The organism is Streptomyces sp. AM 4-1-1 (assembly GCF_029167625.1).
Classification (GTDB): Bacteria; Actinomycetota; Actinomycetes; order Streptomycetales; family Streptomycetaceae; genus Streptomyces.
The window spans coordinates 4,439,174-4,455,633 of record NZ_CP119145.1 but is presented as its reverse complement, the minus strand read 5'-3'; the positions used below and the strand labels follow the sequence as shown (position 1 = coordinate 4,455,633).

At 71.4% G+C, this 16,460-nt stretch carries 17 protein-coding genes and 1 pseudogene; 10 read left to right on the top strand and 8 right to left on the bottom strand.

The features are described from left to right. Window positions 1–441 precede the first annotated feature (441 nt). From PZB75_RS18865 to PZB75_RS18840, 6 genes are all read left to right on the top strand, one after another. The gene (locus tag PZB75_RS18865) at window positions 442–2,106 is read left to right on the top strand and encodes an ATP-binding protein (RefSeq protein ID WP_275536483.1); all 1,665 of its coding nucleotides are present in this window, start codon (window positions 442–444) and stop codon (window positions 2,104–2,106) included. Continuing rightward, a complete protein-coding gene (locus PZB75_RS18860; protein WP_275536482.1) occupies window positions 2,103–2,531 on the top strand; it encodes a roadblock/LC7 domain-containing protein in 429 nt (142 codons plus the stop codon). The genes PZB75_RS18865 and PZB75_RS18860 overlap by 4 nt, the downstream gene beginning before the upstream one ends. Beyond that, window positions 2,528–2,896, top strand: coding sequence for a DUF742 domain-containing protein (locus PZB75_RS18855; RefSeq protein WP_275536481.1), 369 nt, complete (start codon window positions 2,528–2,530; stop codon window positions 2,894–2,896). The genes PZB75_RS18860 and PZB75_RS18855 overlap by 4 nt, the downstream gene beginning before the upstream one ends. Further along, the gene (locus tag PZB75_RS18850) at window positions 2,877–3,557 is read left to right on the top strand and encodes an ATP/GTP-binding protein (protein WP_275536480.1); all 681 of its coding nucleotides are present in this window, start codon (window positions 2,877–2,879) and stop codon (window positions 3,555–3,557) included. Before PZB75_RS18855 ends, PZB75_RS18850 begins: the two co-directional genes overlap by 20 nt. Window positions 3,558–3,981: 424 nt before the next feature. Continuing rightward, window positions 3,982–5,100, top strand: coding sequence for a phosphoserine transaminase (gene serC, locus PZB75_RS18845; RefSeq protein ID WP_275536479.1), 1,119 nt, complete (start codon window positions 3,982–3,984; stop codon window positions 5,098–5,100). Between the two features lie 155 nt (window positions 5,101–5,255). Then, on the top strand, window positions 5,256–5,867 hold the full coding sequence (locus PZB75_RS18840; protein ID WP_275536478.1) for a Uma2 family endonuclease: 612 nt from the start codon (window positions 5,256–5,258) through the stop codon (window positions 5,865–5,867). A gap of 60 nt (window positions 5,868–5,927) precedes the next feature. Here PZB75_RS18840 and PZB75_RS18835 read toward each other — a convergent pair whose 3' ends face one another. Together PZB75_RS18835 and PZB75_RS18830 are read right to left on the bottom strand one after the other, a co-directional pair. Beyond that, the gene (locus tag PZB75_RS18835) at window positions 5,928–6,452 is read right to left on the bottom strand and encodes a GNAT family N-acetyltransferase (protein WP_275536477.1); all 525 of its coding nucleotides are present in this window, start codon (window positions 6,450–6,452) and stop codon (window positions 5,928–5,930) included. Between the two features lie 79 nt (window positions 6,453–6,531). Further along, entirely contained in the window at window positions 6,532–7,533 is a 1,002-nt protein-coding gene (locus PZB75_RS18830) for a WD40 repeat domain-containing protein (RefSeq protein WP_275536476.1), read from the bottom strand. Between the two features lie 106 nt (window positions 7,534–7,639). Here PZB75_RS18830 and PZB75_RS18825 point away from each other — a divergent pair. Then, a pseudogene (locus tag PZB75_RS18825) lies at window positions 7,640–7,981 on the top strand (hypothetical protein); the annotation flags it as partial. On the opposite strand, the gene PZB75_RS18820 reads toward PZB75_RS18825, so the two are convergent. Then, complete coding sequence (locus PZB75_RS18820) at window positions 7,966–8,472, bottom strand: hypothetical protein (protein WP_275536475.1); 507 nt, start codon at window positions 8,470–8,472, stop codon at window positions 7,966–7,968. The pseudogene PZB75_RS18825 and the gene PZB75_RS18820 overlap by 16 nt on opposite strands. A 91-nt stretch (window positions 8,473–8,563) precedes the next feature. Here PZB75_RS18820 and pip point away from each other — a divergent pair, with 91 nt between their 5' ends. After that, window positions 8,564–9,535, top strand: coding sequence for a prolyl aminopeptidase (gene pip, locus PZB75_RS18815; RefSeq protein WP_275536474.1), 972 nt, complete (start codon window positions 8,564–8,566; stop codon window positions 9,533–9,535). A gap of 240 nt (window positions 9,536–9,775) precedes the next feature. On the opposite strand, the gene PZB75_RS18810 is transcribed toward pip, so the two are convergent. From PZB75_RS18810 to PZB75_RS18795, 4 genes are all read right to left on the bottom strand, one after another. After that, window positions 9,776–10,777 carry an aldo/keto reductase gene (locus tag PZB75_RS18810; RefSeq protein WP_275536473.1) on the bottom strand — a complete coding sequence of 334 codons (1,002 nt, stop codon included), beginning with the start codon at window positions 10,775–10,777 and terminating at the stop codon, window positions 9,776–9,778. Between the two features lie 250 nt (window positions 10,778–11,027). Further along, complete coding sequence (gene thpR / locus PZB75_RS18805; RefSeq protein WP_275536472.1) at window positions 11,028–11,600, bottom strand: RNA 2',3'-cyclic phosphodiesterase; 573 nt, start codon at window positions 11,598–11,600, stop codon at window positions 11,028–11,030. Window positions 11,601–11,895: 295 nt separating this feature from the next. Then, complete coding sequence (locus PZB75_RS18800; protein WP_275536471.1) at window positions 11,896–13,230, bottom strand: MFS transporter; 1,335 nt, start codon at window positions 13,228–13,230, stop codon at window positions 11,896–11,898. 93 nt (window positions 13,231–13,323) lie between these two features. Next, window positions 13,324–13,764 (bottom strand): MarR family transcriptional regulator, encoded by a 441-nt coding sequence (locus tag PZB75_RS18795; RefSeq protein ID WP_275536470.1) that lies wholly within the window; start codon window positions 13,762–13,764, stop codon window positions 13,324–13,326. A 133-nt stretch (window positions 13,765–13,897) separates the two neighbouring features. Between PZB75_RS18795 and PZB75_RS18790 the strand changes: the two genes are divergently transcribed. Further along, a complete protein-coding gene (locus tag PZB75_RS18790) occupies window positions 13,898–14,251 on the top strand; it encodes a hypothetical protein (protein ID WP_275538933.1) in 354 nt (117 codons plus the stop codon). On the opposite strand, the gene PZB75_RS18785 is transcribed toward PZB75_RS18790, so the two are convergent. Further along, window positions 14,244–15,698 (bottom strand): NCS2 family permease, encoded by a 1,455-nt coding sequence (locus PZB75_RS18785; RefSeq protein WP_275536469.1) that lies wholly within the window; start codon window positions 15,696–15,698, stop codon window positions 14,244–14,246. The genes PZB75_RS18790 and PZB75_RS18785 overlap by 8 nt on opposite strands. Before the next feature lie 220 nt (window positions 15,699–15,918). Here PZB75_RS18785 and PZB75_RS18780 point away from each other — a divergent pair, with 220 nt between their 5' ends. After that, on the top strand, window positions 15,919–16,212 hold the full coding sequence (locus PZB75_RS18780; RefSeq protein ID WP_275536468.1) for a DUF2530 domain-containing protein: 294 nt from the start codon (window positions 15,919–15,921) through the stop codon (window positions 16,210–16,212). Window positions 16,213–16,460: the final 248 nt, after the last annotated feature.

Here is a 16,460-nt window from a genome sequence, read left to right as displayed (position 1 = left end):
TGACCGGCGCGCTCCGCGCGGTCGGCGTGACCGGCGCGGCACGTCCGCTCCTCGCGCTCGGCGAGGTCTGCGGGGCGGGCGGGATCGGCGCGTTCGGTTTCGAGGGGAGTCGTCGCTGCGGGCCATCCGATTCGGGCATGACTTCAGGATGCCGTCCCCCGGCCGCGACCACCGGTTCCGCCCGGACCTCATACGCCGGAAATTCGGTGGAAGTCACGGAAAACGGTTCGATGCTTTTCAGCCACACTTTGCCAAAACGATGAAGGCAGATCCCTCGTTGAACGGAAGTGACCATGGGAATCACCCAAACGGTTCGTCAATTCTCCTATAGTGACCACCACTTGATCGTGAATTAACAGCTCCGGATATCGCGCTTCACCCTCCCTGTACCGAACCACCCGATCTGCCCCGTCCCGTCCCGTCCGCTCCCGAGGACTCCGATTGCGCCCCTCATTCCGGCCGACCGCGCTGGCCCTGCTGGTCACGGCGGCCGTCACCGGTTCCCTGTGTCTGTGGGCGGTACTCGCCGCCCCCGTCTCGATACGGACCACACTCACCTGGGGGGCGGGCTCTGCCGCCGCGCTCCTGTCGGTGGCCATGGCCGTCACCGTCCACACCGTCCGCACCTCGCGCGCCCTGCGGGCCAAGCTCGCCGCCGACACGCAGCGCTTCACCGCGGAGAGCGCGCGCCTCGTCTCGGCCTCCGCCGTCGAGGCGCAGCGCTTCACCACCGACACCGCCCGCATCAGGGCGGCCGCGTCGGCCGAGACCGCCCGGGTCAACGCCGAGGCGACCGCCGAGGCCAGGCGTATCGCCGAGGCCGCCGCCGCCGAGGTCGCGCGGATCGCGGAGGAAGCCGCTCAGGAGACCGCGCGGCTCACCATCGAGGCCGAACGGGCGCGGGCCCGCACCACCCGCGCCGAGACCGAGCGCTCCGCCGCCATCGCCTCCTGCGCCAACGCGGCGGGCCGCATGCAGGCCCTGGCCACGAGCATGCTCGCCGACCTGCGCGAGATGGAGCACCGGCACACCGCCGAGGACGTGCTGGGTGATCTGCTGCACCTGGACCACCGCACCGCCCAGGCGGGACGGCTCGCCGACTCCATCGCCGTGCTGACCGGCGCCCGGTCCGGCCGCCGCTGGGCGAAGCCCATCGTGATGGAGTCCATCCTGCGCGGCGCGATGGGCCGGATCGGCGGCTACCAGCGGGTCCGTCTGCACTCGACCAGCGATGTGGCCATCGCGGGCCACGCGGCCGAGGGCGTCATGCACGCCCTCGCCGAACTGCTCGACAACGCGGCCAACTTCTCGCCGCCCACCGCCGAAGTGCATGTGTACGTCGAAGAGGTCCCCGCCGGTATCGTGATCACCGTCGAGGACAGCGGCCTGGTGATGAGCGATGTACAGCTCCGCCGGGCCGAGCACGCCGTGTCCTCGGAGAACCAGGACCTCGGCGCCCTCTCCGGCACCCGCCTCGGTCTCGCCGTCGTCGGCCGGCTGTCGCGCAAGCACGGCCTCACCGTGTCGTACCGGCCGTCCGCGCGCGGCGGCACGGGCGCGCTGATGATGCTCCCGCAGGAGCTCATCGCGCGCACGCCCGCGCCCGTACCCGCCCTCACGGCGTCACCGACAGCGGCGGGGCGTGCGGCCCTGGAGCCGGAGCCCACCCACGAGACGGCCGCCACGGAGGCGGCCGCGAAGGCGGCGGACACCTCGCACCCCACGAACCTCCCGCACTCCCCGTACATCCCGAAGACCTCGTCCACCACGGACACCGCGACCTCCTCGTACCCCGGGGCCTCCCCGTACTCGGCGAGCGGCGCCCCCACCGAGTGGTCCGGGGAGACCGCGCCCCCCGCGGACACGTCCTCCGACACCACCACCGGCATCCCGACCCGGTTCGGCGAGAGCGGCCTGCCCAAGCGCCGCCGCGGCCGGACGCTCGCCGCCGCGGAGTCCCGCAACGCCGCCGCGGCGGGCTCCCCCGACTCCGACGAACCCTCACGGCCCCGTACGTCCGATCCGAAGACCCAGGCGGACCGCTTCAGCAGTTTCCGCCAGGCCGTACGGGCCAAGTCCCCGCACCCGGAAGGCAACACCCCATGACCGCGACCACCGACGAGAAGCTCAACTGGCTGCTGGAGGGGCTGCTTGAGCGCACGCCCGGCACCCGCCACGCCCTCGTCCTCTCCCGAGACGGCCTCAAGCTGTGCCGCACACCGGAACTCTCCGTCGACCAGGCCGACCAGCTCGCGGCGATCTCCGCCGGCATCCAGAGCCTGTCGCACGGCGCGTCCGTGGAGTTCGGTGACGGCAGCGGTGGTGTGCGGTCCGCGATGACGGAGTTCTACGGCGGGGTGCTGTTCATCGTCGAGGCGGGCGCCGGCGCCCACCTCGCGGTCGTCGCGTCCGAGGAGTCGGACGTCGGCCTCGTCGGGCACAACATGAGCGAACTCGTCGAACAGCTCGGCGAACACCTCAGCGCCCCGCCGCGCACGCCGTCCGCCGCCGACACGGCCGCGGGCGTATGACGGGCCCGCGCCACCGCCCCGGGCGGGACGACGACCCGGACCGGCTGTACACCCTCACCGGTGGCCGTAGCCGGTCCGATTCGGCCGCGTGGGACCTGGTGACACTCGTGGTCGCCGAGTGCGAGCCGACCCCCGGCATGCAGTCGGAGCACGTCGCGATCCTGCGGATGTGCGACCACCCCACCGCGGTCGTCGAGATCTCCGCGAGCCTCGGGCTCCCGGTCAGCATCGTGCGGATCATGCTCTGCGATCTGCTCGACACCGGCCGGATCAGCGCCCGTCACCCGCGTACGGCCCGGGTCGCGGACAGGCTCCCCGACCCCGACATCCTGGAGCAGGTGCTCGTTGGACTCCGCAATCTCTGACCGCGCCACCCTGAGGGCGACGGCCGACAACGGTCTGAAGATCGTGGTCGTCGGCGGCTTCGGGGTCGGCAAGACCACCATGGTCCGATCCGTGAGCGAGATCCGTCCGCTCAACACGGAGGAGACCATGACCCGCGCGGGGGAGGCCGTCGACCACCTCGACGGCGTCCAGTCGAAGACGTCCACCACGGTCGCCTTCGACTTCGGCCGCATCACACTCGACGCACGCTCGGTGCTGTACCTCTTCGGCGCGCCCGGACAGGAACGCTTCTGGTTCCTGTGGGACCGGCTGTTCTCCGGCACTCTCGGTGCCGTCGTGCTCGTCGACACCCGGCGGCTCGCCGACTCGTGGTACGCCATCGACCGGCTGGAACACCACGGCACGCCGTTCATCGTCGCCTGCAACGACTTCGGCGGCCCGCTCCACACCGAACAGCAGATCCGGGAGGCGCTGGACCTCGGGGACGACGTACCGCTCGTGGAGTGCGACGCGCGGGACCGGTCGTCGAGCAAGTACGTGCTGATCACGCTCGTACAGCATCTGCACGCCCTGTCGACGGCCCGCGCCGCGGCCGCCGCCGCGCCCGCCGGGTACGCCCCCGGCGCACCACCCGAGGTGGCGGCCGTCGACGCGGCGAGGACACCGGAGCCGCTGTCCTGACCCGGTAGCGCCTCTCCCTGGCCCCGGGCCACGGACCCCGTACCGCCGCCGGACGCCCGCTCCCGGGGCGAAGGGGCCGAACAAGCCCGAACCGGCCGGGTCGTACCGGGAGACGCGCGACGGACACGGTCCGGCCGTCCCGGTCGCGCGTACCCGGCGCCGTCCCCGCCCGGCCGGTCGTCGGCCACCGCGCGCGTCCGGGCACCACCCCGCCCGGACGCGCGTACCGCCACCACCCCGCGCGCCCGCCACCGCCCGTACCACCGCATCGCGCCGAGCGGCCGCGCACCCGTCACCGTCCCTGCCCCCGCCTCGCCCGTCGGCCGGTCGCGTCTCGTCACCGCCCGTACCGCCCCCAGCCTGGCGTGTCTCATCCGACGGACAAACCCCTCGGCCGTCCGCCTGAACGGCTACGCTCCGACTCGTGGCCGATATCCAGATTCCCGCTGACATCAAGCCCGCCGACGGACGCTTCGGCGCCGGTCCTTCCAAGGTGCGGACGGAAGCGCTCGACGCGCTGGCCGCCACCGGTACGTCTCTTCTCGGCACGTCCCACCGCCAGGCCCCGGTGAAGAACCTGGTCGGCTCGGTGCGTGACGGCGTGCGCGACCTCTTCTCCCTCCCCGAGGGGTACGAGGTGATCCTGGGCAACGGCGGCTCGACCGCCTTCTGGGACATCGCGACCCACGGTCTGATCGAGTCGAAGTCCCAGCACCTCACCTTCGGCGAGTTCTCCTCGAAGTTCGCCAAGGCGTCCAAGCTCGCCCCGTGGCTGGGTGAGCCGTCCGTGATCTCCTCCGACCCGGGCACCCACCCGGAGCCGGTGGCCGAGGCGGGCGTCGACGTCTACGCCCTCACCCACAACGAGACCTCGACCGGTGTCGCGGCCCCGATCAAGCGGATCGCGGGCGCGGACAACGGCGCGCTGGTCCTGGTCGACGCCACGTCCGGCGCGGGCGGCCTGCCCGTCGACGTGACCGAGTCGGACGTCTACTACTTCGCTCCGCAGAAGTCCTTCGCCTCCGACGGCGGCCTGTGGATCGCCGCGTTCTCCCCGGCGGCCCTGGAACGCGCGGCCCGTGTCCACGCGTCCGGCCGGCACATCCCGGAGTTCTTCTCGCTGCCGACGGCGATCGACAACTCGCTGAAGAACCAGACGTACAACACCCCGGCCCTGGCCACGCTCTTCCTCCTGAACGAGCAGCTGAACTGGCTGAACAGCCAGGGCGGCCTGGACTTCGCCGTCCGCCGCACGGCCACCTCGGCCACGCACCTGTACGGCTGGGCCGAGGACTCCAAGTACGCGTCCCCGTTCGTCACCGACCCGGCGAAGCGCTCGCAGGTCATCGGCACGATCGACTTCGCGGACGAGATCGACGCCGCCGCGGTCGCCAAGGTGCTGCGCGCCAACGGCATCGTCGACACCGAGCCGTACCGCAAGCTGGGCCGCAACCAGCTCCGGGTGGCGATGTTCCCGGCGATCGACCCGGCGGACGTCGAGGCGCTGACGGCCTGCGTCGACCACGTGATCGGGAAGCTGTAACGGTCACACTCACGGAAGGGGCCCCGGGCGGACGCGCAGGCGTCACCCGGGGCTTTCTGCCGCCACCCGACAGGGTGTGCGGCCCGCATCCGGGACACGCACGGGCGTCGGTCCTACGATGATGTTCTCGACGACAGCCACCCGGGAGGTCCGCAATGTCCGCAGCAGCGGTCGAGCATCCCTGTGACGACGAGCCGGAACCCCTGCTCGATACGGCCAACAGGCTCACGCGGCAACATCCGGGCTACCGCGTCGAGATCATCGGAGGCGTCATCACCGTGGCCCCACCCCCGAACGCTTCGCACGCCGACGTACTGACCACACTCATGATCCCATTCATCGCCGCCGGCCTCCACGCCGAAGAGTCCCGAGTCCTCCAGGGGATCGGCGTATGGCTGCCGAGCGGCCCCGAGGACTACGCCATCCCCGATCTCTCCCTAGTCGACGCCGATCTCGACGAACACCTGCTCGAAAACGGCTGTTACGACCCGGCGGTCTTCCGTCTCGTGCTGGAGGTCACCTCCAGCAACTACAACAACGGCCTGCGGAACAAGGTCGCCACTTACGCGGAGGCGAAGATCCCGGTCTACGTCATCGTCAACCGCAAACACGCCCGGTTGCATGTCCTGACCGAGCCGATGAGCAGCGACTACGCCGGACACGAGGTGTACGCCGCAGGCCAGAAGCTCGTCCTGCCCGCCTCCATCGGCGCCGAGGTCACCCTGGACGTCGAGGAGCTGCTGCGGACCGGACGGCCCCGGGGCTGAGCCCCGCGCCCCGGCCGTCGGGCACCCGCCCGTACGCACACCGGGCGTGCCCGGGGAGCCTCAGGCCGGACCCCGGCGCCAGCGCAGCTCGCCGTCCTCCCACTCGTCGGTCGGCGTGAGCCCGGCGGCGGCGGCCACGGCCGCCGAGGCCCCGTGGTCCGGGTGGATGTGCGCGATGACGGTACGGATTCCGTTCCGCTCCTCCAGCAGGTGCGCGACGAGCCCGGCCGCGGCCTCCTTCGCGTAGCCGTTGCCCTGCCATCCGGTGCCGATCACCCAGGCGATCTCCGCCCGTGAGCCGACCGTCGTGGCCTGGACGTATCCGGCCAGCCGGCCCTCGTCACGGACCTGGAGCACCCAGTTCCACCAGCGTTCCGAGGGGTCCGGCGAACCGGCGGTCTGCCGGACGTACCGGGCCCGCAGCTCGTCCGGCCCGGCCGGGCTGCCGCCGATGTACGTGTGCAGGGCCGGGTCGGCGAGGACCGCGGCCATCTCGTCGGCGTGCTCGACGCGCAACGCGAGCGCGTCGAGCCGCGCCGTGGAGAAGTCCTCGGGCCCGTCGCCCGCCACCGTTCGCCCACCCATGTCCACCGTAACCACCGCTTCCGACCCCTCCACTGTCACCGCTTCCGGGGCCCTGGCGTTCCCGCGCTCCGGCCACCGCTCACTTCTTTCCCCCACGACGTCTCAGTCCGAAGACCAGCACGGCCAGGCCGCCGAGGACGAGCACACCCGTCGTCGCACCGCCCCGCCCGCCGCCGCCGTCCGGGGACGCCGCTCCGGACGCGCGCGACGACGGTGATGATGCCCCATCGCTCCCCCCGGCCTTCGCACCGCCCTCCACATCCACCCGCACCACACCGCTCCGCTTCCCCTCCGAGCCGAACATCAGCCCGGTGCCGTCGGCCGTGTACGTCACCGATTCGGCCTGCCGCTGGAACGGCGCGGCGATCCGGTGGTCGGCGCCCAGCCGCCCGTTCTCGAACGCGTAGCCCCGGGCGCTGAAGTACGAGCGCAGCACCAGCTCCGTACCGTCCGGTGAGAACGCCCCGTCCGTCACCCACGGCACCTCGCCCACCCGACGGAACACGTTGGCGGAGCCGGTCGTCAACCGCTCCGGGCCCTCGTAGAGCCCGCCGCCGTCCTCGTTCTTCGAGGCGATGTAGACCCGGCCGGTGCGCGGGTGGACCATCAGCGCCTCCGCGTTGCGCGGCCCGTCCGCGTACCGCACGACGAACTGCGTGGCCCGGACCGTGGTGTCCTTCAGTTCCCTCGGCTCGGGGAAGCGGTAGATCCAGACGTGGTCCCAGGTGCCGTCCAGGTTGTCACCGATGTCCCCGACGTACACATTGCCGTCGGGGCCGATGGATATCGCCTCCACGTCGCGCGGCTCCCCCACGCCCAGCATGGTGACCGTCGCGACGGTCTTCCCGGTCCGCGAGTCCACGGCGAAGACGTACGGGCCGTCGTCGCTGTCGTTGTGCGTCCAGTAGACGCCCGGGTGGAGACGGCTGGCGGCGAGCCCGCTGGACTCGGTGATCCGGGGGTCCTCGATGGTGAAGCTCCGGTCGGCGGGGCCCGGACCCTCGGCGACGGCCGGGGCCGCGCCCGCCCCCGCGAGGAGGAACAGCGCGGCGGCTCCGGAGGCAATCGGGTACGAACGCATGCGCCCAGTCTCCACCGTCACGTCACGGGCCCGGTCACCGATCGGAGATGATCGCGGCATGCGATTCCTGTTCGTCGGCGATTCCATGACCATGGGCCGCGCCGGCGACCCGGGCGTCCGCGCCGTACTGCTGCCCGTCATCCCCGACGTACGAGCCGAGACCGACGCCCCGTTCGCCGCCGAGTGCGACCGCTTCGACGGGCTCCTCGGCAAGACCGTCGCCGACCTCGACGAACCGGGCTCGCCCCTGCTGCCGGCCTCGCACCCGACGGCGTACGACATCCACGCGGACACCTACGACGGCACCCGTCACGGCCCGGCCGGCGAACACAAGCCGACGGGCTCCTTCGCGGACGCGACGCGCCAGCCATGGTCGCCGGGCGGCCCGTACGCGGCGCGCGACCGCCACGGCCGGCCCGCTCCGGCCGACGCTCAGCGGTCCGGGTAACGCTCCCCGCACTCGCTGCAGAACTTCGGCGCCGACTCCTGCGGGAGCCTCCCGCAGGCCGGGCAGACCCGGTCCAGCATGCAGGGCGGCTCGCCCCCCTCGTACAGCGGCGCCGGGGCGCGCCCCGAGGCCGGGGCGGACGCGATCGTGAGCCCGGGACGGCGGCGGTGGACGGTCAGATAGGCGAGCCCGTCCGGGCCCGCCGTCACCGCGCGGCGCGAGGTGCGCGGCAGCCAGACCACCGTGGTGGGGACGGCGGTCACCGCGTCGGGACCGATGCCGATCCGGCCACTGCCCGCGATGACCACCACGAGCACGTCCAGCACGTCCTCCTGATGCTCACCGACCTCGGCGCCCGGCGGCAGCCGTACCAAATTGGCGTCCAACTCCCGTCCCTGCTCGGCCAGTTGCCAGAGCGCGCCACGGGCGTCCGGGGCTGCGGCGGTCAACAGGCCGTCGAGTACGGCGAGTACCTGCGGAATGGCGGTCACCGTCCCAGGCTACGCCGCCCGGAAAGCGGGGCGCGGGGACCGGGTGCGCGCTCGTACGCTGGGCGTCCGACCGAACAAGGGAGACCAGACCGTGGACCGCCGGCCCGACGAGATGTACCCGCCCATCGAACCGTACGACCAGGGGATGCTGGCGGTCGGTGACGGCAACCTCGTCCACTGGGAGGTCTGCGGCAACCCGGACGGCAAGCCCGCCCTCGTCGTGCACGGTGGCCCCGGGTCCGGCTGCACCCCGCACCACCGGCGGCACTTCGACCCCGAGCTGTACCGGGTCGTCCTCTTCGACCAGCGCGGCTGTGGGCGCTCCACCCCGCACGCGAGCGACCCGGCCACCGACATGAGCGTCAACACCACGGACCATCTGATCGCCGACATGGAGCGGCTGCGCGTCCGTCTGGGCATCGACCGCTGGCTGCTGTACGGCGGTTCCTGGGGGTCGACGCTGATCCTCGCGTACGCCGAGCGGCACCCGGAAAGGGTCTCGGAGATCGTGATCCCGGCGGTGACGACGACCCGGCGCAGCGAGACCGACTGGCTGTACCGGGGCGTGGGGCGGATCTTCCCGGAGGCGTGGGACCGGTTCCGCGCGGGCGCGCCGGAGGGCGTGCGGGACGACGAGCTGCCCGCCGCGTACGCCCGGCTCATGGAGAGTCCCGACGCGGCGGTGCGGGACCGGGCGACCGCCGACTGGTGCGCCTGGGAGGACGCGGTGCTCTCCCAGGAGACGTACACGGGCCCCGCCCCGTACAGCGGCCGGCCGGGTCCGGCGCGGCAGGCGCTGGTCCGGATCTGCACGCACTACTTCTCGCACGGCGCGTGGCTGGAGGAGGGCGCGCTGATCCGTGACGCGGGGCGGCTGGCGGGCATCCCGGGTGCGCTGGTGCACGGCCGTTTCGACCTCGGCGGCCCGCTGTCCACCGCCTGGGAGCTGGTCCGCGCCTGGCCGGACGCGGAGCTGACCGTGATCGAGGACGCGGGGCATCTGGGCGGGCCGGCGACGAGCCGCGCGGTGCTGGCGGCCCTGGACCGGTTCGCGCGGCGGTGAGGGCACGGGCGCGGTGACCTCTTGGGGGACGCGGTACGCACACCGGGGCGCGATGTCACGGCACGGGCGCCGACGGGCCGCATGACGCACTTCGCGTACAGACCCTGCGTACAGGCCCCGCGTACGGAACGGGCGTGTCACGCACCGTACGACGCCCGGTCGGCCGCGCCCCCTGTGCGGGGCGCGGCCGACCGGGCGTCCGGGCGTTCCCGGCGGGCCGGGGCGCTCATCGGCGGCGCGTCACCAGGCGAACGCCTCCGGAGACGGTCCGGGGCCCGGGAAGATCTCGTCGAGCCCGGTCAGGACCTCGTCCGACAGCTCCAGCTCGACGGCGCGCAGCGCGGAGTCCAGCTGCTCCTTCACACGCGGTCCGACGATCGGCCCGGTCACGCCCGGCCGGGTCAGCAGCCAGGCGAGCGCCGCCTCGCCGGGTGCCAGACCGTGCTTGTCGAGCAGGTCCTCGTACGACTGGATTCGTTCCCGTACGGCCGAGTTGGCCAGCGCGTCGGCGGACCGGCCGGTCGCCGAGCGGCCCCCGCCGCCCTCACGGTCCTTCTCCTTGCGGATCACACCACCGAGCAGCCCGCCCTGGAGCGGCGACCACGGGATGACTCCGAGGCCGTACTCCTGGGCGGCCGGGATGACCTCCATCTCGGCGCGGCGCTCGGCGAGGTTGTACAGGCACTGCTCGCTGACCAGTCCGTACGAGCCGAGGCGGTGGGCGGTCTCGTTGGTCTGGGCGATCTTCCAGCCGGGGAAGTTGGACGAACCGGCGTAGAGGATCTTGCCCTGCTGGATCAGTACGTCGATGGCCTGCCAGATCTCCTCGACCGGGGTGGACCGGTCGATGTGGTGGAACTGGTACAGGTCGATGTGGTCCGTCCGCAGCCGCTTCAGGCTGGCGTCGACGGCCCGGCGGATGTTGAGGGCGGAGAGCTTGTCGTGGTTGGGCCAGGCGTCGCCGTCGGCGGCCATGTTGCCGTAGACCTTGGTGGCGAGGACGACCTTGTCGCGCCGGTCGCCGCCCTTGGCGAACCAGGTGCCGAGGATCTCCTCGGTGTGCCCCTTGTTCTCGCCCCAGCCGTAGACGTTGGCCGTGTCGAAGAAGTTGACGCCCGCGTCGAGCGCGGCGTCCATGATCGCGTGGCTGTCGGCCTCATCGGTCAGAGGACCGAAGTTCATTGTGCCGAGGACGAGTCGGCTGACCTTGAGTCCGGTGCGTCCGAGCTGCGTGTACTTCATGGACACCAAGCCAACGCCTTGGAGTCCACTCGAAGCAAGCGTCCCCGGGCCCGGCTCCGGACCGCTCGCCCGGGTGGCCGTCAGCAGCCGTGGTGCCGGCCACCGACGGCCGTGGTGCCACCGCCGTGGTGTCGGCCGTCAGCCGCCGACGGCCGCCGCCACGGCCACGACGGCCAGCATCAGCACGAGTACGAGGGCCATGACGCGGTTTCTTGTCTTCGGGTCCACCCGTCGAGCGTAGCCGCACCGCTCAGCGCCCCAGCGGCCAGCCCGCGACCACCTCGTACGCGGGCCGCGCACCGGGCACGCCGCCCACGGGCGGGTGGCTGCGTACGAGGGAGATCCCGGTGACCTGCCATGGGGTGCCCCGGAAGGCGCCGAGGGCCGTGACGTACGGCCGGAGATCGGTCGGGGCCCGGCCGCGGGCGAGTGTGAGGTGGGGCGTGTGTGAGCGGCCCGGTTCCACCGGCAGCCCGGTGCGGCGGGCTGCGGCGTCGACGCGGGCGGCGAGCAGCCCGAGCGTGTCGAGCCCGCCGTCGGCCCCGGCCCACAGCACCCGGCCGTCGAACCGGCCGGAGCCCCCGATCCGCAGCGGAAAGGGTTCGGTGCGGTGGGCGGCCCGCGCCAGCCGCTCGTGCAGCTCGGTCATCAGCTCCTCGTCCACCCCGCCGAGGAAGGCGAGCGTGAAGTGCCATCCGGGGGCGTCGGTCCAGCGGAGCGCGTCGCCGCCGGGAAGCGCGCGCAACGGCGCGACGGTCCTGCGCAGCTCGTCGAGGGCGTGGGCGGGCGGCAGAACGGCCACGAAGAGTCTCGGCGGGCTCATGCGGCGAGTGTCGCACCGTAACCGGCGTACCGGCGGGTCCTGGTCACCGTGCGTATCGTTGAAACGCGCGGCTGCACGCACTCAGGCGGCAGCGGGGAGGAGCGCCACGATGACCGTCATGGAGACTGACAGGATCGAGATGGCCGACGACCGGCCCGGTGCGGGTCTCGCACCGGGCCGGGGCCGTGTCCTGTCGGGGGGGCCTGCGGAGCGCCGGACCGTACGCCTCCTCCGTTCGCGTCCGTCAGGCGTTCACTCGCGTCCGTTCGCGTCCGTTCGCGTCCGTCCGCGTCCGTCAGGCCGCCGTCGCCAGTTGTTCGCGCTGCTCGAACCGCACATGTGGGCGGCCCTGGCGCATGTCGACCTTGAGCCGGAGGCCGCCGACGCGGGCCAGCATGAAGCCCACCCCGAGCGCGGCGAGCACCGAGAGCAGTCCGCCGGAGGCGAAGCCGACGCGGGCGCCGTAGGTGTCGCTGAGCCAGCCGACGAGCGGGGCGCCGATCGGCGTACCGCCCGCGAAGACCATCATGTACAGGCTCATCACCCGGCCGCGCATCTCCGGATCGGCGGCCATCTGCACGCTGGTGTTGGCGCTGATGTTGGTCGTCAGGCCCAGCATTCCGACCGGGACCAGCAGCAGTGAGAACAGCCAGACGGTCGGTGCGAAGGCCGCGGTGATCTCCAGGAGACCGAACGCCGTACCGGCGGCCACCAGCATCCGCAGCCGCGAGGAACGGCGGCGGGCGGCGAGCAGGGCCCCGGCGAGGGAACCGGCCGCCATCAGGATGTTGAAGAACGAGTACATCCCGGCGCCGCCGTGGAAGACGTCGTCCGCGAAGGCCGTCAGCCAGATCGGGAAGTTGAACCCGAACGTGCCGACGAAGCCGACCAGGACGATCGGCCAGAGCAGGTCGGGGCGTCCGGAGACGTACCGCAGCCCCTCCCGGAGCTGTCCCTTGGCGCGTGGCACCACGACCGTCCTGTGCAGCTCGTTCGTCCGCATCATCAGCAGGCCGACGAGCGGCGCGGCGAACGACAGGCCGTTGAACATGAAGGCCCAGCCGCTGCCGACCGTGGTGATCAGGGCGCCCGCGACCGCGGGGCCGATGAGCCGGGCGGACTGGAAGTTCGCGGAGTTCAGGCTGACCGCGTTCCGCAGTTGCGCGGGACCGACCATCTCGGAGACGAACGACTGGCGCGCCGGGTTGTCCACGACGGTCACCAGGCCGAGCAGGAAGGCGATCAGATAGACGTGCCAGACCTCGACCTGACCGGAGAGGGTCAGTACGGCGAGTGCGATGCCGCAGAGTCCGAGCGCGCCCTGGCTGATCAGCAGCAGTTGGCGCTTCGGGTAGCGGTCGGCGATGACGCCGCCGTACAGACCGAAGAGGAGCATGGGCAGGAACTGGAGCGCTGTGGTGATACCGACGGCGGTCGCGGAGCCGGTGAGGCTCATCACGAGCCAGTCCTGCGTGATGCGGGACATCCAGGTGCCGGTGTTGGAGATCACGGCGCCCGTGGCGAACAGGCGGTAGTTACGTATCTTCAGCGACGAGAAGGTCCCGCCGGGCTTGCTCTCGTGGGTGGAAGTCGGTGCGGGGGCGGAGTCTGCTCCGGGTCCCGTACTCAAAAGGGTTCGCCTCCTCGGCGTCTACGTTTCGTCGGCTGACGAGGACGTGACGGTGGAGGCGGCGTCGGCTGTGCAGCGGCGCCGCCCGGCGCGTCACAGGTGGGCGAGCTTCTCCAGCACGGGCGCGGCGGTCCGCAGCTTCTCCCACTCGTCCTCGTCCAGGCCCTCGGCGAGTGACGTCAGCCAGGCGTTCCGCTTGCGGCGGCTCTCTTCGAGCATGGCTTCCGCCTGCTCGGTCTGGCTGACCATCTTCTGCCGACGGTCATCTGGGTGCGGTTCGAGCCTGACGAGTCCCTTGGCTTCGAGCAGGGCGACGATGCGGGTCATCGACGGCGGCTGTACGTGCTCCTTGCGGGCCAGCTCACCGGGGGTGGCCGAACCGCAGCGGGCGAGGGTGCCGAGCACCGACATCTCGGTCGGGCTCAGCGACTCGTCGACACGCTGGTGCTTGAGGCGCCGGCCCAGCAGCATCACGGCGGAGCGAAGGGAGCTCACGGCGGCGGCACTGGCACCGTCGTGGATCAGGTCAGGCATGTTTGTTAGCGTAACTCATTACCTACCCTAAAGACCACCCGGTGGTATTCGCGCGAGAAACCGGTCACTCAAACGAGTGAGACGGCTCCGAAAAGTGACACGAATCGCCATGCGGGGCCCGAGCCTGCATGGCATGGGATCGACAGTGCTCAGCCTTCGGGTGGACGGTGAGCTCCTGGACCGGCTCCGCCGACGCGCCGCCACACGTGGGATGAGCGTCCAGGACTATGTGGTCCGGACGCTCGTTCGCGACGACTTCGACGAGCGCTTCCAGGCGGCCGTGGAGAAGACGGAGGAGTTCTACGGGGCCCGGCGACAGGAACGCCGGGAGGGGGAGGCGCGGGAGAACGGGGACGTGGTCGCGGACGGAACGGGGAAACCCCAGGACGCGTCGGGGCCCGGACGACCCCGGGGCGCGCGGGAAACGCGGGAAACGACGGCCGACCCGGCGGACCGGGTCGGCCGTGGGGGTGAGGGGATCACGTGAGGCCGAGCGCCGGCATCGCGTAGTAGAAGACGAACACCGCCGACACCACGTACATCGCCGCCGGGACCTCGCGTCCGCGGCCGGCCGCCAGCCGCAGCGCGCAGAAGGCGATGAAGCCGATGCCGATGCCGTTGGTGATCGAGTAGGTGAGCGGCATCATCAGCATGGCGAGGAACGCCGGGATGGCCAGCGTGAAGTCGCTCCAGTCGACGTCCCGCACCGAGCCCGACAGGATCAGGAAACCGACCGCCAGCAGCGCCGGGGTCGCCGCCTGCGACGGGACCATCGTGGCCAGTGGTGTCAGGAACAGCGCCACCGTGAAGAGCAGCCCGGTCACCACGCTCGCGAAGCCGGTCCGCGCGCCCTCGCCGACACCGGCCGTGGACTCCACGAAGCAGGTCGAGGCGGACGAGGAGCTGGCGCCGCCCGCGGCGACCGCGATGCCGTCGACGAACAGCACCTTGTTGATACCGGGGAAGTTGCCGTCCTTGTCCATCAGCTTCGCCTCGTCACCGACACCGAGGATGGTGCCCATCGCGTCGAAGAAGCAGGACAGCAGCACGGTGAAGACGAAGAGGATGCCGGTCAGCACCCCGACCTTCGAGAAGCCGCCGAACAGGCTGAGCCGGCCGATGAGCCCGAAGTCCGGAGTGGCGACCGGATTGCCGGGCCACTCGGGGACGGTCAGGCCCCACGCCTCGCCGGGCAGGTCGGCGACCGCGTTGATGATCAGCGCGACGACGGTCATCGTCACGATGGAGATCAGGATCGCGCCCGGCACCTTGCGGACGATCAGCGCGAGCGTGAGCAGCGCGCCGAGCACGAAGACCAGGACCGGCCAGCCGTTGAGGTGTCCGTCGTTGCCGAGCTGGAGCGGGACGGTGGTGTGGGCGGCGTCCGGGACACGGGAGACGAATCCCGAGTCGACCAGGCCGATCAGCAGGATGAAGAGGCCGATGCCGATCGCGATGCCCTTGCGGAGCGAGAGCGGTACGGCGTTCATCACGCGTTCCCGCAGCCCGGTCGCCACCAGCAGCATCACGACGATGCCCGCGAGGACGACCATGCCCATCGCGTCGGGCCAGCTCATCCTGGGGGCGAGCTGGAGGGCGACGACGGTGTTCACGCCGAGCCCGGCGGCGAGCGCGATCGGCACGTTGCCGATGACGCCCATCAGGAGCGTGGAGAACGCCGCGGTCAGCACTGTCGCGGTGACCAGCTGGCCGCCGTCGAGCTGGTGCCCGTACATGTCCTTCGCGCTGCCCAGGATGATCGGGTTGAGCACGATGATGTACGCCATGGCGAAGAACGTGGCGAGTCCGCCACGGATCTCGCGGCCGACCGACGACCCCCGCTCGGAGATCTTGAAGAAACGGTCCAGGCCGCCGTGCGGCTCCGGAGCCGAGGGCTGCTTGGCGTCGACCGGAGCGGTGGCCGAGGGGGACATGGATGACCTCAGTCGATACGGGGGCGTACGGGCGATGACACGCGCGGGAGCCGCGGGGAAGAAGAAAATCAGTCAACTTTGGATGTTCACACGAATGAATCGAGTCATCCATAAGCGTGTTCAGTATGAATACATAAGGCGAAGATCGCTATCTCCGCGCGTAGACCCTTGCGTCACCTGCCCCGACAGCCCCTGAGTGCACGACGCCTACACTGACCGCATGGCGAAGTGGACACCGAAACACGAGGCACCCGAGCCCCTGGAGGGGCCCGTCGTCGCCACCATCACGGGCGGCACGATCCTCTGGTTCGTCCTCTTCCTCGTGCAACTCCCCTTCTACGGCTGGTTCGACGACCACGGGCACACCTGGTGGGTGTGGACCTGCCTGGCCGGCGCGGGGCTCGGGTTGATCGGCATCTGGTACGTACGGGGGCGGGACGCGGCGCTCAAGCGGGCCGCGGCTTCGGCGACCGGGGCCGGTGCGGAGGCCGGGAACAGCACCCCTGGGGGGTGAACGGGGCGTTCCGCCCGTACGGTCGGAACCATGACGCAGCGGGCACTTGACTCCTCAGGAGGCTCCGGGGACCCCGGAAACCCCTCCGGACCCTCCGATCCCCCGTCCGGTTCCCCTCATGTACGGCCTGCCGACGAGCGGCCCGGCCACGAGCCGTCAGGCCAAGGCTCGTCCGACCACGATCCGTCCGGTCACGATTCCTCCGACCACGATCCGTCCGGTCACGATTCCTCCGGTCACGGCTCGTC

Excerpts from the sequence above, each read along its gene's own strand:
- PZB75_RS18860 (WP_275536482.1), top strand. The coding sequence starts at position 2,103 with ATGACCGCGACCACCGACGAGAAGCTCAACTGGCTGCTGGAGGGGCTG.
- PZB75_RS18855 (WP_275536481.1), top strand. The coding sequence starts at position 2,528 with ATGACGGGCCCGCGCCACCGCCCCGGGCGGGACGACGACCCGGACCGG.
- PZB75_RS18840 (WP_275536478.1), top strand. The coding sequence starts at position 5,256 with ATGTCCGCAGCAGCGGTCGAGCATCCCTGTGACGACGAGCCGGAACCC.
- PZB75_RS18835 (WP_275536477.1), bottom strand. The coding sequence starts at position 6,452 with ATGGGTGGGCGAACGGTGGCGGGCGACGGGCCCGAGGACTTCTCCACG.
- PZB75_RS18830 (WP_275536476.1), bottom strand. The coding sequence starts at position 7,533 with ATGCGTTCGTACCCGATTGCCTCCGGAGCCGCCGCGCTGTTCCTCCTC.
- PZB75_RS18810 (WP_275536473.1), bottom strand. The coding sequence starts at position 10,777 with ATGAAGTACACGCAGCTCGGACGCACCGGACTCAAGGTCAGCCGACTC.
- thpR (WP_275536472.1), bottom strand. The coding sequence starts at position 11,600 with ATGAGCCCGCCGAGACTCTTCGTGGCCGTTCTGCCGCCCGCCCACGCC.
- PZB75_RS18795 (WP_275536470.1), bottom strand. The coding sequence starts at position 13,764 with ATGCCTGACCTGATCCACGACGGTGCCAGTGCCGCCGCCGTGAGCTCC.
- PZB75_RS18790 (WP_275538933.1), top strand. The coding sequence starts at position 13,898 with ATGGGATCGACAGTGCTCAGCCTTCGGGTGGACGGTGAGCTCCTGGAC.
- PZB75_RS18785 (WP_275536469.1), bottom strand. The coding sequence starts at position 15,698 with ATGTCCCCCTCGGCCACCGCTCCGGTCGACGCCAAGCAGCCCTCGGCT.
- PZB75_RS18780 (WP_275536468.1), top strand. The coding sequence starts at position 15,919 with ATGGCGAAGTGGACACCGAAACACGAGGCACCCGAGCCCCTGGAGGGG.